15 protein-coding genes are annotated in these 14305 nt (G+C 69.0%); 4 read left to right on the forward strand and 11 right to left on the reverse strand.

Annotated elements, in window-relative coordinates; genetic code table 11:
• Nucleotides 1–230: 230 nt before the first annotated feature.
• Complete coding sequence (locus tag ACF08M_RS02215) at nucleotides 231–464, reverse strand: glucose PTS transporter subunit EIIB (RefSeq protein ID WP_014156020.1); 234 nt, start codon at nucleotides 462–464, stop codon at nucleotides 231–233.
• A gap of 222 nt (nucleotides 465–686) precedes the next feature.
• On the opposite strand from ACF08M_RS02215, the gene ACF08M_RS02220 reads away from it, so the two are divergent.
• A complete protein-coding gene (locus ACF08M_RS02220) occupies nucleotides 687–2000 on the forward strand; it encodes a PTS transporter subunit EIIC (RefSeq protein ID WP_392183328.1) in 1314 nt (437 codons plus the stop codon).
• A 135-nt stretch (nucleotides 2001–2135) separates the two neighbouring features.
• Here the strand turns inward: ACF08M_RS02220 and ACF08M_RS02225 are convergent, their stop codons facing one another.
• Nucleotides 2136–2888 carry an MBL fold metallo-hydrolase gene (locus ACF08M_RS02225; protein ID WP_392183329.1) on the reverse strand — a complete coding sequence of 251 codons (753 nt, stop codon included), beginning with the start codon at nucleotides 2886–2888 and terminating at the stop codon, nucleotides 2136–2138.
• A 177-nt stretch (nucleotides 2889–3065) separates the two neighbouring features.
• Here ACF08M_RS02225 and ACF08M_RS02230 point away from each other — a divergent pair, with 177 nt between their 5' ends.
• Nucleotides 3066–3569: a type II toxin-antitoxin system PemK/MazF family toxin gene (locus ACF08M_RS02230; protein WP_392183330.1), complete on the forward strand. Its 504-nt coding sequence runs from the start codon at nucleotides 3066–3068 to the stop codon at nucleotides 3567–3569.
• Between the two features lie 149 nt (nucleotides 3570–3718).
• Here the strand turns inward: ACF08M_RS02230 and ACF08M_RS02235 are convergent, their stop codons facing one another.
• The 7 genes from ACF08M_RS02235 to clpS form a co-directional block, all read right to left on the reverse strand.
• Complete coding sequence (locus ACF08M_RS02235) at nucleotides 3719–4669, reverse strand: PLP-dependent cysteine synthase family protein (protein ID WP_392183331.1); 951 nt, start codon at nucleotides 4667–4669, stop codon at nucleotides 3719–3721.
• Nucleotides 4669–5001 carry a MoaD/ThiS family protein gene (locus tag ACF08M_RS02240; RefSeq protein ID WP_392183332.1) on the reverse strand — a complete coding sequence of 111 codons (333 nt, stop codon included), beginning with the start codon at nucleotides 4999–5001 and terminating at the stop codon, nucleotides 4669–4671. Before ACF08M_RS02240 ends, ACF08M_RS02235 begins: the two co-directional genes overlap by 1 nt.
• 106 nt (nucleotides 5002–5107) lie before the next feature.
• A complete protein-coding gene (locus tag ACF08M_RS02245; protein WP_392183333.1) occupies nucleotides 5108–5233 on the reverse strand; it encodes a putative leader peptide in 126 nt (41 codons plus the stop codon).
• A gap of 157 nt (nucleotides 5234–5390) precedes the next feature.
• The gene (locus ACF08M_RS02250) at nucleotides 5391–5822 is read right to left on the reverse strand and encodes a Mov34/MPN/PAD-1 family protein (protein WP_392183334.1); all 432 of its coding nucleotides are present in this window, start codon (nucleotides 5820–5822) and stop codon (nucleotides 5391–5393) included.
• Nucleotides 5823–6001: 179 nt separating this feature from the next.
• Nucleotides 6002–7441: an amino acid permease gene (locus ACF08M_RS02255; RefSeq protein WP_392183335.1), complete on the reverse strand. Its 1440-nt coding sequence runs from the start codon at nucleotides 7439–7441 to the stop codon at nucleotides 6002–6004.
• Between the two features lie 390 nt (nucleotides 7442–7831).
• On the reverse strand, nucleotides 7832–8416 hold the full coding sequence (locus ACF08M_RS02260; protein ID WP_392183336.1) for a DUF2017 domain-containing protein: 585 nt from the start codon (nucleotides 8414–8416) through the stop codon (nucleotides 7832–7834).
• 87 nt (nucleotides 8417–8503) lie between these two features.
• A complete protein-coding gene (gene clpS, locus ACF08M_RS02265; RefSeq protein WP_266746437.1) occupies nucleotides 8504–8818 on the reverse strand; it encodes an ATP-dependent Clp protease adapter ClpS in 315 nt (104 codons plus the stop codon).
• Between the two features lie 78 nt (nucleotides 8819–8896).
• On the opposite strand from clpS, the gene ACF08M_RS02270 reads away from it, so the two are divergent.
• Both ACF08M_RS02270 and ACF08M_RS02275 read left to right on the forward strand, forming a co-directional pair.
• Nucleotides 8897–10225 carry a nicotinate phosphoribosyltransferase gene (locus ACF08M_RS02270; RefSeq protein WP_392183337.1) on the forward strand — a complete coding sequence of 443 codons (1329 nt, stop codon included), beginning with the start codon at nucleotides 8897–8899 and terminating at the stop codon, nucleotides 10223–10225.
• 207 nt (nucleotides 10226–10432) lie between these two features.
• Nucleotides 10433–11017, forward strand: a complete 585-nt coding sequence (locus tag ACF08M_RS02275; RefSeq protein WP_392183338.1) for an isochorismatase family protein — start codon at nucleotides 10433–10435, stop codon at nucleotides 11015–11017.
• An 89-nt stretch (nucleotides 11018–11106) separates the two neighbouring features.
• Here the strand turns inward: ACF08M_RS02275 and ACF08M_RS02280 are convergent, their stop codons facing one another.
• Both ACF08M_RS02280 and ACF08M_RS02285 read right to left on the reverse strand, forming a co-directional pair.
• Entirely contained in the window at nucleotides 11107–11451 is a 345-nt protein-coding gene (locus tag ACF08M_RS02280; RefSeq protein WP_392183339.1) for a hypothetical protein, read from the reverse strand.
• Nucleotides 11452–11575: 124 nt separating this feature from the next.
• On the reverse strand, nucleotides 11576–13975 hold the full coding sequence (locus ACF08M_RS02285) for an immune inhibitor A domain-containing protein (protein ID WP_392183340.1): 2400 nt from the start codon (nucleotides 13973–13975) through the stop codon (nucleotides 11576–11578).
• Between the last annotated feature and the right edge of the window lie 330 nt (nucleotides 13976–14305).

Genomic DNA, 14305 nt, shown 5'->3' on the forward strand with positions numbered 1-14305 from the left:
TCGGGTGCGGCGCAGGCCCCGTCCGGGGAGGGAACGGGGCCTGCGAGGTGCCGGTGCCGGGTGGTTCGCCCGGCTCGGTGCGGGTCCGGCGCGGGTGGCCGGTGGCCCGGGCGAGGGGTCGGCCGCGGGTTCGGCGGGGTGGCCGGTGGCCCGGGCGAGGGGTCGGCCGCGGGTTTCGGCGGGGTGGCCGGAGGTTCTGCCGAGAGGTCAGCCGCGGGTTCGGCGGCCGGTCACATCATGTCTTCGATGTCGGCGGCGATGGGGTCGGCGTCGGTGCCGATGACGACCTGGATCGCGGTGCCCATCTTGACGACGCCGTGGGCTCCGGCTGCCTTGAGCGCGGCTTCGTCGACTTTGCTGGGGTCGTGGACCTCGGTGCGGAGGCGCGTGATGCAGCCTTCGATCTCGTCGATGTTCTCGATACCGCCGAGCCCGGCGACGATCTTCTCAGCCTTGCTGGCCATGGACTTCTCCCTGGTTGTTCACGTGCGTGCGACGGCCCACCATGGGTCCGTTTCGTCACCGTAACGCACGTTTGGACCAGCTTCGCGGGCGAGTGTCCGGGCCGTCCCCAATGATGATGATCATCGATGCCCTGCCTTCCAGGCGGGTTACGCACCGTACCTCAACTGGTCTACACCAGTGCGCAACGACCCCCGACCGCACCTTGTTCCGGGAGGACGCCGATGAGCTCGACGAGCAGCGCCGCAGCGCCAGGCAAGACGTGGTGGGGCGGCCTCTTCCAGGGCCTCCAGAAGATGGGCCGCAGCCTCCAGCTCCCGATCGCCGTCCTGCCGGCGGCAGGCATTCTCAACCGGCTGGGCCAGCCGGACGTATTCGGCGACAAGGGTCTGCACTGGGGCAATGTCGCCAAGGTGTTCGCGGCCGCGGGCGGCGCACTGCTCGACTCGGGGCTCGGCCTTCCGCTGCTGTTCTGCATCGGTGTGGCGATCGGCATGGCGAAGAAGTCGGACGGTTCGACCGCGCTCGCCGCGGTGGCCGGCTTCCTCGTCTACTACGCGGTGCTGCACGCCTTTCCGGTGGCCTGTGCGCCCGGTTCGACGTTCACTTCGGGCGGCACCTGGTTCGGGACCTGTGTCACCAAGGACGCCACGGTCACGGCGGCCGAATACCAGAACCCGGGGGTGTTCGGCGGCATCGTGATGGGGCTGCTGTCCGCCTGGTTCTGGCAGCGGTACCACCGGGTCAGGCTGGTGGACTGGCTGGGCTTCTTCAACGGCCGCCGGCTCGTCCCGATCATCATGGCGTTCGTCGGCCTCCTCTTCGCGGCGCTGTGCGCATGGCTCTGGCAGCCGATCGGCGACGGTCTGATCAGCTTCTCCAAGTGGCTGGTGGACCTGGACTGGGTGGGCTCCGGCATCTTCGGCATCGCCAACCGCGCGTTGCTGGTCATCGGACTCCACCAGTTCCTGAACACGTTCGTCTGGTTCCAGTTCGGTGACTTCACCAAGCCGGACGGCGCCGTCGTGCACGGTGACATCAACCGGTTCCTGGCGGGTGACCCGACGGCCGGCCAGTTCACCTCGGGCTTCTTCCCGATCATGATGTTCGCTCTCCCGGCGGCGGCGCTGGCGATCTACCACTGCGCCAAGCCGCATCGCCGGAAGGCGGTCGGCGGCATGATGCTCTCGGTCGGCCTGACCTCGTTCGTGACGGGCATCACCGAGCCGATCGAGTACTCGTTCCTCTTCGTCGCACCGCTGCTGTACGCGATCCACGCGGTGCTCACCGGCGTCTCGATGGCGGTGACGTGGGCGCTCGGAGTGAAGGACGGCTTCAGTTTCTCCGCGGGCCTGATCGACTACGTCATCAACTGGAGCCTCGCGACGAAACCATGGCTGATCATTCCGATCGGCCTTGCCTTCGCCGCCGTCTATTACGTGATCTTCCGGTTCGCGATCACCGGATTCAATCTCCAGACGCCGGGCCGGGAGCCCGACGAGGTGGAGGAGGAGATCGAGAGGGATCTCACGAAGTAGCACGTCAGATGGGTCTTTCGATCCGCCCGGACAAGGCCCTCGGACTCGCGGGTCTTCCCCCTGCGACGGCCCGGAGCCCTCACCTTCCCGGCGGGAGGTGAGGGCTCCGTCATGTCCGCAGTGCCGGCCGGGCTGTCAGATCTCGTAGACCGCACCCGGTGCCGCCACCTCCACCGGCCCGCTGTAGAACAGCCGGGCATCGGCCAGGTTGCGGTCGGCGTCGGTCCACGGCGGGATGTGGGTGAGGACGAGCCGCCCCACTCCGGCACGGGCGGCGATCTCGCCCGCCTCGCGGCCATTGAGGTGGAGGTCCGGGATGTCCTCCTTGCCATGGATGAACGATGCTTCGCAGAGGAACAGATCGGTGCCCTCGGCGAGCTCGTCCAGGGCCTCGCAGGCACCCGTGTCGCCGGAGTACGTGAGCGAGCGGCCGCGGTGCTCGATGCGGATGGCGAAGGAGTCGACGGGGTGGCAGACCTTCTCCGTACGGACCGAGAAGGGTCCGATCTCGAAGGAGCCGGGCTTCAGGGTGTGGAAGTCGAAGACCTCGCTCATCGCCCGCTCGGACGGGGTGTCGCCGTGCGCGGTGGTCAGCCGCTGTTCGGTGCCGTCGGGGCCGTAGACCGGGAGGGGCCCGAGGCGGCCGCCCTCGTGCCGGTAGTAACGGACGACGAAGTACGCGCACATGTCGATGCAGTGATCGACATGCAGATGGCTGAGGAAGATGGCGTCGAGGTCGTAGAGACCGACATGGCGCTGCAGCTCGCCGAGGGCGCCGTTGCCCATGTCGAGGAGCAGCCTGAAGCCGTCGGCCTCTACGAGGTAGCTCGAACATGCCGATCCCGGTGACGGGAACGAGCCGGAGCAGCCGACGACGGTGAGCTTCATGGAGCGTGAACCTCCGAGGCGTGGGAACGGGGAGGGTTCGTGCGGTCTGTTGAGCGGTTTGTCGAGCCTAAGGCGCGAGACAGCCGGCCGCTCCTTCGCGGCCGTCCGTTGTGGGGGAACTCACCTGCTCTGTCACCGGTTCGATGGAAGAGGTCCGGACGCCGGTACGGTCAAGACATGGACATGTCCTGGTGGTGGATCGCGCTCGCCGTTGTCGTGCTGCTCGCTCTCGTCGCGGCGGTCGCCGATGGGCGGGGGCGGGGCGGGCGCTCCGGGAGGCCGACGGGCAGGCGCTCGGGCGGGCGTCCGGGCGGGCGTCCGGGCGGGCGGACCCGTCCGCCCGCGGGGCCGGGGCGCGGGCCCGAGCCGGAGCGGAGGCCGAGGCCGGGTGAGATCTGGTGGGCCGAGGTGCCGTACGAGGACGGGCCGGGGACGAAGGACCGGCCCTGCCTGGTGCTGTCGGTACGGGGTGACGCGGCACTCGTGGTGAAGATCACCAGCAAGCGTCACGAGGAGCGGCCGGGGGTGATCGCGCTGCCCGCGGGGACGGTGGGGGATGCGCGGGAGCGGGCGAGTTTCCTGGAGACGGACGAGCTGCGGGAGGTCGCCGTGCGGGGGTTCCGGCGGCGGGTGGGTCTGGTGGACGCGGAGGTCTGGGAGCGGGTGCGCAAGCTCCGGTGAGGTGGGGCGGGGCGGGACGGTGGCACTGTCGGGGCGCATGGCCCCGGGGCGCCTGTTCCCGCGCTTGCCTCTTCCGGTGACCGGGGCCCTGGGACCTTCGTTCGGATCGGGCCGGCCCCGCGAGCCCGGTGTGATCCGAACGAGAGGCCCTACGCCCAGAGCTGGCCGTGCAGTGTTTCGATGGCCGCTTCCGTCGTCGGGGCCGTGTAGACGCCCGTCGACAGGTACTTCCAGCCGCCGTCCGCGACGACGAAGACGATGTCGGCCGGCTCCCCCGCCTTGACGGCCTTGTTTCCCACGCCGATCGCGGCGTGGAGTGCGGCGCCGGTGGAGACGCCCGCGAAGATGCCCTCCTGCTGGAGGAGTTCGCGGGTACGGGCGACGGCGTCCGCCGAGCCCACGGAGAAGCGGGTGGTGAGGACGGAGGCGTCGTAGAGCTCGGGCACGAAGCCTTCGTCGAGGTTGCGGAGCCCGTAGACCAGGTCGTCGTAGCGCGGCTCGGCGGCGACGATCTTGATGTCCGGCTTGTGCTCGCGCAGGTAGCGGCCGACGCCCATGAGCGTGCCGGTGGTGCCGAGGCCCGCCACGAAGTGGGTGACGGAGGGGAGGTCGGCGAGGATCTCCGGGCCGGTGGTGGCGTAGTGGGCGCCCGCGTTGTCGGGGTTGCCGTACTGGTAGAGCATGACCCAGTCCGGGTGCTCGGCGGCCAGTTCCTTGGCGACGCGTACGGCCGTGTTGGAGCCGCCCGCCGCCGGGGAGGAGATGATCTCGGCGCCCCACATGGCGAGCAGGTCGCGCCGTTCCTGGGAGGTGTTCTCCGGCATGACGCACACGATGCGGTAACCCTTGAGCTTGGCCGCCATGGCGAGCGAGATGCCGGTGTTGCCGCTGGTGGGTTCCAGGATGGTGCAGCCGGGGGTCAACCGGCCGTCCTTCTCGGCCTGTTCGACCATGTGGAGCGCGGGACGGTCCTTGATCGAGCCGGTGGGGTTGCGGTCCTCCAGCTTGGCCCAGATGCGGACCTCGTCCGACGGTGACAGCCGCGGCAGGCGGACGAGCGGGGTGTTGCCCACTGCGGCGAGCGGGCTGTCGTACCGCATCAGTTCATTCCCACCCGTCGCCCGACCACCGCCCCGATCGGACGGGCCTTCGCTTCGGCGGCTCCTCCGGCGACGGCCGGGAGGATGGTGATGCTGTCGCCGTCGCTGAGCTTGGTCGAGATGCCGTCGAGGAAGCGGACGTCCTCGTCGTTGAGGTAGACGTTCACGAAGCGGCGGAGTTCGTTCCCGTCGACGATGCGCTCACGGATGCCGTGGTAGCGGGTGTCCAGGTCGGTGAAGAGGTCGGCGAGGGTCTCCCCGTTGCCCTCGACGGCCTTGGCGCCGTCGGTGTAGGTGCGGAGGATGGTCGGGATGCGGACCTCGATGGCCATGGCATGGGCTCCTGTCGGAAGCGGAGAGGTGGCGTGGAGCGCGCGGCTGTGCCCCCGCGCGGGGGTTGGTGCGTGACGCATGGGTTGCTCGCGCCGCGAGCCCGGCTCAGATCCGGCGGCCGGCGGGCAGGCAGCACGTACAGATCGCGCTGGAGAGCCTGCACAGGTCGACGTGCAACCGCGCGACGAGCAGCATGCCCGGCGTCTTGTCGCTCACGTCAGGGGAAACCATGGGGTCATCGTATCGATTCCTGGTCCGCGATCAGGAGTGTGATCTCACCTGATGGATGCCGAGTGTTCGACAGGTGGACAAGGCGTGGCGGACGGGACCTCGGTGGCCCCGGTCCCGTCCGGCCGTCGGAACGCCGGGGCCGGGCGATGCGACGAGGTCAGGCGGCCTCGTACGCCTCGACGACCTCGACCTCCTCCTCGGTGATCTCGCCGTCCACGATCCGGTAGGAGCGGAACTGGAAGGGCCCCGCGTCGTCGGTGTCCGCGGTGGAGACGAGGACGTAGTGGGCGCCGGGTTCGTTGGCGTACGTGACGTCGGTGCGGGAGGGGTAGGCCTCGGTCGCGGTGTGGGAGTGGTAGATGATCACCGGCTCCTCGTCCCGGTCGTCCAGCTCGCGGTACAGCCGGAGGAGGTCGCCCGAGTCGAACTCGTAGAAGGTGGGCGACCGGGCGGCATTGAGCATGGGGATGAACCGTTCGGCGCGGCCGGTTCCGGCCGGACCCGCGACCATGCCGCACGCCTCGTCGGGGTGGTCGGCGCGGGAGTGCGCGACGATCTGGTCGTGGAGCGCCTGGGTGATGGTCAGCATGGCGCCAGGATAGGCGGGCCGCTCCCCCGGTCACCGGCCCGCCTTCGCCCGCGGCCCCCGCGCACCGGGGTGTGGTGCGCGGGGGCCGCGGGGTGGACACGAGACCACCGGGGCGACCGGTGGTCCGGTACGGGGCGGGGCGGAGCGGCAGTGGACCGGCGGCTCGTCCCGCGGGTGGGTCAGCCCTTCGCGAAGGCTTTGTTCCCGGGGTTACGGGCCTTGAGCGCCAGGTACGAGACGCCGAGAACGGCCGCCCAGAGCGGGGCGCAGTACAGCGAGATCCTGGTGTCCTTGTCGATGCCCATCATCACGACGACCACGCCGATGAAGGCCAGTGCGAAGACGCTGGTGTACGGGGCGCCGGGGGTCCGGAAGGTGGACCCCGGGAGCATGCCGCGGTCGACGAGGCGGCGGTAGCGGATCTGGCAGAGAAGGATCATGATCCAGGCCCACATGCCGGAGATCGTGGCGAAGGAGACGACGTAGGTGAAGGCGTCGCCGGGCCACTGGTAGTTGATCCAGACGCCGACGAGCATCAGGGCGGCGGAGAAGGTGGTGCCGACGAGCGGGGTGCCGCTCCTGGTGAGCCGGGTGAAGAACTTCGGGCCCTGGCCGTTGAGCGCGAGGTCGCGCAGCATGCGGCCGGTGGAGTACATGCCGGAGTTGCAGGAGGACAGGGCCGCGGTCAGCACGACGAAGTTGACGATGCCGGCACCGATGCCGAGTCCCATTTCCCGGAAGGCGGCGACGAACGGTGAGACGCCGGGCCGGAACTCGGTCCACGGGACCACGGAGAGGATCATGATGAGGGCGCCGACGTAGAAGACGGCGATGCGCCACGGCACGGTGTTGATGGCCTTGGGCAGGACGGTCTTCGGGTCCTTGGACTCGCCCGCGGTGACGCCGACGAGTTCGACGGCGAGGAAGGCGAACATCACGATCTGCAGGGTCATCAGGGTGCCCTTGATGCCGTGCGGGAAAAAGCCTCCGTCGGCCCAGAGGTGGGTGACGGACGCCGTGTCCCCGGCGTCGGAGAAGCCGAGGGTGAGAATCCCGGCACAGATGAGGATCATGCCGACGATGGCGGTCACCTTGACCATCGAGAACCAGAATTCGAGTTCCCCGAAGAGCTTTACGGAGATCAGGTTCACGCCGTACAGGATGATCGTGAAGATGAGCGCCGAGATCCATTGAGGAATCTCGAACCAGAACGTCATGTACTGGGCGGCCGCGGTGACTTCGGTGATTCCGGTGACGACCCAGAACAGCCAGTAGGTCCAGCCGGTGACAAAGCCGGCGAAGGGGCCGATGAATTCGCGGGCGTACTCCGAGAAGGACCCCGATACCGGGCGGTACATGAGGAGTTCGCCCAGGGCACGCATGATGAAGAAGATCACCAGTCCCGCGATGGCATACGCCAGGATGAGACTGGGTCCGGCCTTGGAAATCGCCTTCCCCGCGCCGAGGAAGAGGCCGGTGCCGATGGCCCCGCCGATGGCGATCATCTGGATCTGACGGGCGCCGAGGGCCCGCTGGTACCCCTCGCCCGCCGGGCCGGCATCCGTGGCCGTCGCGGCCCGCGGGCCGTCCTGTCCCTTGTCGACCTGTGCCGATGTCATGTACTGCGCCTTTCTCCATGCCGACCCGCGCCGCTGAGACTGCGGTTCGGATCCCGATCCCCCCGGATGTGGATGGAGTGCCGCCGGCGGTCACCGGCTTATGGCGCCCTCGGGAACAGGGGTGGCGTCCCCGAGCGGTCGTGAAGATTTACCACGGGCACATGGACGACCCATCGGACATTACGTGACACACACCACAGGAAGAAGCGGACAAACGCTCCTTGCCGACACAGAAGGGACCATTCAGGTGACGGGATCGTTATGGGGATTTGAGCGCGCTTTGAGCAACCGCATTGCGCGGGTGACCGGTCGGCGGCGAGTGACGGGAAACTCCGTACGGGGGAAAGACGGACACAGGAACCCCGTGCACGGGAACTTTCTGCCCGAGAATTACGGCATCAGGGTTTCCACGAGGGTCTCCTGCAGCGCGCCGAGCCAGAGATAGGCCATGACCATCGGCTTGCGGGGATCGCTGTCGGGAAGCCGGTAGAGCGAGCCCGCCTCGCCCTCGTCGTCGTCGGAGACCTCCAAGCGGGTGCCGATGGTCAGCCGGAGGTCATTGAGGGCGCCCAGCCAGTTGCGGCACTCGTCGGCCGAGAGGGTGAGTACGGCGCCGCCGTCATCGGCGGGGGAAAGGGCGTCCAGGGTACGTACGACGGTGAGGGCGTCGTTGCGCTTGCGGGTGCGCAGATCGTTCTCGGTGAAGCGGCGGAACTCGGCGGAGGCGGCACGCAGTTCGCTGTCCTCGTTGCCGTACGCCTCCGGGAAGAGGCGGGCCAGGGCGGGGTCGGTGGGCGGCTCGCTGGGCCCCTCGGCAAAGAGGGCGGCGAGCGGGTCCTCGCCGTCGGCGGGTTCGTCGCCGGGGCCGATCAGTTCCAGCAGCTGGACGGCGAGGGAGCGCAGGATCGCGATCTCCACCTCGTCGAGCGCGACGGCCGCGCCGCCGCCGGGGGTGGCCTCGAAGTGGCCGGCCATGGGTTCTCTCCGATGGTGGGTCGGGCGGGGCAGGTCGGGCGGGGCGGCGGGCGGACCGGGCCGGATGACCCGGGCCGGTCCACCGGTCTAGTTGCGGTCCTGGGTGAGGGTGGCCCACAGTCCGTAGCCGTGCATGGCCTGGACGTCGCGCTCCATCTCCTCGCGGCTGCCGCTGGAGACGACGGCGCGGCCCTTGTGGTGGACGTCCAGCATCAGCTTGTGGGCCTTGTCCTTGGAGTAGCCGAAGTAGGCCTGGAAGACGTAGGTCACATAGCTCATGAGATTGACCGGGTCGTTGTGGACGAGCGTCACCCAGGGGACGTCGGGCTCGGGGACGACGCGACTGTCCTCGGCCGATTCGGGACGCTCGATCTCTGTGGGGGCGACGCTCACCCACCCCATGCTGCCACCCGGGAGGGGTCATCGCACAAACGACCCGAGATCTCGTCACTCTGACGACATAGGGGTAGCATCCGGAACATGAACTCTGCGGACCTTGGGCGACGGGTCGGTGTGCCGTCGACCGCGCTCTTCACCGACCAGTACGAGCTCACGATGGTGCAGGCCGCACTGAAGGCCGGCACGGCCGACCGGCACTCGGTCTTCGAGGCGTTCACCCGCCGGCTGCCGGAAGGGCGGCGCTACGGCGTCGTCGCGGGCATCGGACGGGTGCTGGACGCGGTGGAGAACTTCCATTTCGACGACGAGATGCTCACCTTCCTGCGCGAACAGAACGTCGTCGACGGACCCACGCTCGACTGGCTGGCCGACTACCGCTTCAGCGGCGACATCTGGGGCTACCCGGAGGGCGAGGTGTACTTCCCCGGCTCGCCCGTCCTGCGGGTCGAGGGCTCCTTCGCCGAGTGCGTGCTGCTGGAGACCGTGATCCTGTCGATCCTCAACCACGACTCGGCGATCGCCGCCGCGGCGTCGCGGATGTCCGCCGCCGCGGGCGGACGGGGGCTGATCGAGATGGGTGCCCGGCGCACCCATGAACTGTCGGCGGTGGCGTCGGCGCGCGCCGCGTACATCGGCGGCTTCGACACCACCTCCGACCTGGCCGCCGGGTTCCGCTACAACATCCCGACCGTCGGGACGAGCGCCCACGCCTTCACGCTGCTCCACGACACCGAGCGCGACGCGTTCCGGGCGCAGGTCGACTCGCTGGGCCGGGGCACGACGCTGCTGGTCGACACCTACGACGTCGCCGAGGCGGTCCGTACGGCGGTCGAGATCGCCGGGACCGAGCTGGGTGCGGTACGGATCGACTCCGGGGACCTGCTGCTGGTCGCGCACCGGGTGCGGCAGCAGCTGGACGAACTGGGCGCCACCGGGACCAAGATCGTGGTGACGTCGGATCTGGACGAGTACGCGATCGCCTCGCTGGCCGCCGCCCCGGTCGACGCCTACGGGGTGGGCACGCAGCTGGTGACCGGCAGCGGGCAGCCGACCTGCTCGATGGTCTACAAGCTGGTCGCCCGCACCGGGTCCGCCGACCCCGCGGAGCCGCTGCGTCCGGTCGCCAAGAAGTCGCTCGGCTCGAAGACGTCGGTGGGCGGTCGCAAGTGGGCCGCACGCAGGCTGGACGAGCACGGGGTGGCCGAGGCGGAGGTGATCGGCACCGGTCCCGTACCGGCGGAGCTGGCCGACCGGCAGCTGCTGGTCGAGCTGGTCAAGGGCGGCGAGGTGATCGCCCGCGAGCCGTTGGACGCGGCGCGTGAGCGGCACATGGCCGCGCGGGCGGGGCTGCCGATGTCGGCGATGCAGCTGTCCCGCGGGGAGCCGGTGATTCCGACGGAGTACATGTGACGGAGCCAGGAGCGGGAACGGGAGAGGGCGAAACGACCGGAGCCGTTCGGTGGCCGGTTCGTCCCCGATCACCGGAATCACCGGAATCACCGGGCAGGCTCGGTCACCGCCCCTCCCGAAGCCGCTTCCCCCAGGGATTACGGGACAGCCCTTAGGCTCGAATACGCCCCCTGACCGCCGACCGTCCCCCACCGAAGGACACCCGCCATGCACCGCGCCTTGATCGTCGTGGACGTTCAGAACGACTTCTGCGAGGGCGGCAGCCTCGCCGTGGCGGGGGGCGCCGACGTCGCCGCCGCCATCACCGACCTGATCGGAGAGGCCCAGGCCGGGTACCGCCATGTGGTGGCCACCCGTGACCACCACATCGACCCGGGCAACCACTTCTCCGCGCAGCCGGACTTCGAGCACTCCTGGCCGCCGCACTGTGTCGCCGGTACGGAGGGGGTGGGCTTCCACCCGAACTTCGCCCCCGCGGTCGCCTCGGGGGCGATCGACGCGGTGTTCGACAAGGGCGCCTATGCGGCGGCGTACAGCGGTTTCGAGGGCCTCGACGAGAACGGTGTGGGACCGGCGGACTGGCTGCGGGACCGCGGGGTCACCGAGGTCGACGTGGTCGGCATCGCGACCGACCACTGCGTGCGGGCGACGGCGCTGGACGCGGTCCGGGCGGGCTTCACGACGCATGTGCTGCTCGATCTGACCGCGGGGGTCGCCGAGGCGACCACGGACCGGGCGCTGGAGGAGCTCCGCAGGGCGGGCGTGAGGCTTTCCGGCAAGCCGGTGGTGTAGGGAGCCGTACCGCCCGCGACGTCCCGGACCGCCCGGACCGCCCCGCCCCGGCGGGTCAGGCCGGGCGGCGGGTCAGGCCGGGCGGCGGGTCAGGCCGGGCGGCGGGTCGGTACGGCCCGTACGGGCGGGCGGAGCAGCGCGCGGATCGGGTGCCAGAGTTCCTGGGCCCGCTCCGGTCTCGCCCGCCAGAGCACCCCGTCCGGGTGGTGCAGCACGGCGGTGATCTCGTCCGGGGTGGGTGGCTCGGCGTTGCCCCGGAGGTAGACGGCGCGCAGCCCCAGATTGCGCAGCCGGGTCAGCGCGCGGGCCCGGTTGGCCGCGTGCACCAGGACCCTGATCGGGGTGCCCGGGCCCGTTCCGTCCGTGGGACTGGGCAGGGTGATCGCCACCACCACGCTGCCGTTCGGCAACTTGCTGAATCCTCCGCCTGCCATGGTCCGCGCTCCCCCGTGAGACATCGCGTCAATAAGGATCTGAACAAGACGCACCTAAACACGATCGGCCGCCGCCCGCTAGAGGGCGACGGCCGATCAAGCTCTGACCTGCGAAGATACGAGGCTACTTCTGCGAGGCCCCGACCTTGACGATCATCGTCGAGCCATCGCGCGGCTCGCTGACGATCGTGATCCGGGTGTTCGTGTCAGCGACCTGAACGCTTCCGGTCTTGTTCTCCTTGTACCAGTAGGTTCCCTTGTGGTCGTCGAAGACCGGGATGCCGGGCTGCGACTTGATCTTCACCGGCACGTCGGCGTTGTGCAGCGTGAAGGCGTCGGTCGCGTGCCGGCTGAAGGGCGCGTCGAAGGGCTGGATCTTGTTGCGCATGATCGTGCCGTCGGCCCACTTCAGCGGCTTGGCGTGCGCGTCGACCGGCAGGATCAGGCCCTTGCCCGGGTGGGTCGAGACGTTGTTGTCCTTCTGGGAGCGGTCCCAGAGCCAGATGAGCAGACCGTTCTGGTACGGGTAGTGCTCGACCCAGTCCGGACGGGTCTTGGCGAAGCCGAAGTTGTACGGGCCGACCTTGAGGGTCTTGTCGTAGCTGACGTACTGGCGGTTCTCCGCGATGTAGAACTGCGGGTACTCCTTGGTGAACGACTCGCCGACGCGGGAGAAGCCCTTGGCGGTCCAGCCGTTGTCGTCGCCCTCGGCGTTGTCCGTGAACAGCGCGGCACCGTCGGCGTTGACCGCGATGGTGTCGGCGGCGAAACCGAGGCCGCCCGCGCCGCCGTCGGTGGTGTAACGGAAGCGGATGTCGATCTTCTTGCCCGCGTAGGCGTCCAGCGGGTAGGAGAGCTTCTGGTACGCGCCGGAGACGCCGGTCAGGGCCGGCTTGTCACTGGCGTCGCGCGGGATCGCCTTGCCGTCGGCCGTGCCGTCGATCGCCGTCCAGCTGGTGCCACCGTTCGTCGACACCTCGGTGTAGAGGAAGTCGTAGTCCTTCTCGATGTCCCACCAGCCGGCGAGGTCCAGGGATGCCTTGGACTTGCCGGTCAGATCGACCGAGCGGGACAGGGCGTTGTTCAGGTTGTCACCCGCGTCGCTCCACCACTGCTTGGAGCCCTCGGCGGGCTTCGTGACGTCGGTGGTGACCGGCTTGTCGGGCAGCGTGACGACGAGCGCCTGCTTGTCCTTGGTGTTGTACTCGGACACGCCCAGCTTGTGGGTGGAGTTCGTCGCGGCCTTGGCCTCGGCGTAGTTGAGCCAGCCCAGCTGGAGCTTGTCCCAGGCGGTCATGTCGCCGGGCAGGTCACCGATCTGGTCCTTGCCGGTGCCGAGCCAGGAACCGGCCGACATCAGGGACCAGAAACCGACCGAGTTCTCGGCGGTGTTGGTGGTGTCGTACAGGTCGGGCAGGCCCAGGTCGTGGCCGTACTCGTGGGCGAAGACGCCCAGGCCGCCGTTCTCGGGCTGCGCGGTGTAGTCGCCGACCCAGATGCCGGTGTCACCGATCTCGGTGCCGCCCGCCTTGTTGCCGGCCGGGCCGGTCGCACCGGCGTTGGTGCCGTACGCGTACCAGCGGTGCGCCCAGATGGCGTTCTTGCCCTCGACGCCGCCACCCGCGGACTCGTCCTCACCGGCGTGGACGATCTGGAAGTGGTCGATGTAGCCGTCGGGCTCGTTGAAGTCGCCGTCGTTGTCGTAGTCGTAACGGTCCCACTGGTCGTACTGCGCGAGGTCCGTCTTGATCTGCTCGGGCGTACGGCCCTTGGCCTTCTGGTCGGCGGCCCAGGCGTTCACGCCGTCCCTGACCATGTCCCAGGCGTTGGCGCAGTTGCTCGAACCGCAGTAGTTGGACCCGTAACGGGCCTCGTTGTAGGGCACCTTGACCCAGTCGGAGACCTCGCCGTCGACCGAGTAGCGCCCGGAGGACGTCTTCTCGTAGTACGTCTTCAGCGAGTCCTTGCCGGCGCCCGTGCCGAAGTAGAGGTCCTGGAAGTGGGCCTGGTTGTAATCGGCCTGCCAGGCGGTGCTGTTGTCCTTCTTGGGGTCCGGCTTGGCTATCTTGTTGTGCAGCGGGCCGGGCGTGCCGCCGTACTTCGGGACGGCCGGCACGGGACCGTCGCCGTCCGGGTCGAACATGGTCGTGTTGTCGACCTTGTCGCCGAACTCCACCAGGACCGTGAAGATCTTGTCGGTCTTCTCGCGGCCCAGCTCGACGTACTTCTTGTCGTCGAGCTTGACGACCTTGGAGCCGTCGCGCGCCGTCACCTTCTTGTCGCCCGCCAGGACCTGCTCCAGGGCGGCCTGGCGCTGGGCGTCCTGCTGCTCGCTGAAGGGTCCCTTGAGGTCGTGCTGGCCGCCCTTGGCCGAACCCGGGTCGCGGCGCTCGACTACGGGCGCCTTCGCCCCCGATGTGTGGTCATCCGCCTGGGCGGTGGCGAAAGCTGACGCCGTGGCGGCAGTGGCGGCCATGGCCACGACAACCGCTGCGGCGCGAAGCGCCCGTCTGTTAGTGGTCACTTGATGCAGTCCTCCCCGGCGCCCGCTGCTGCGGCCCGGGGTTGTGTGGAGCGGCCGCGCGCGGATACGCGTCACAAGTGACGACATTCGACCGGAGTTACGAGAGAAAAGACAGATCTTGACTTGAACAGACCAAGTGCATTATGCAGGAGTGCATCTCCGTTATCCGGACGTTCCGTGCGGGCTACCGGCGCGTCATGACCCATGGCTGAAACGCGGAATGACTCCGTGCGCCCCCTGTGCACCGGTACCGCGGGTTAGGCCGCGCTTACTACGGGTTCCTCTCGGGCATCCACCGTCGTAGAGTCGCTCGACAGTGCGACCGTGTCG

This window comes from Streptomyces sp. NPDC015032, assembly GCF_043080425.1.
Lineage (GTDB): Bacteria > Actinomycetota > Actinomycetes > Streptomycetales > Streptomycetaceae > Streptomyces.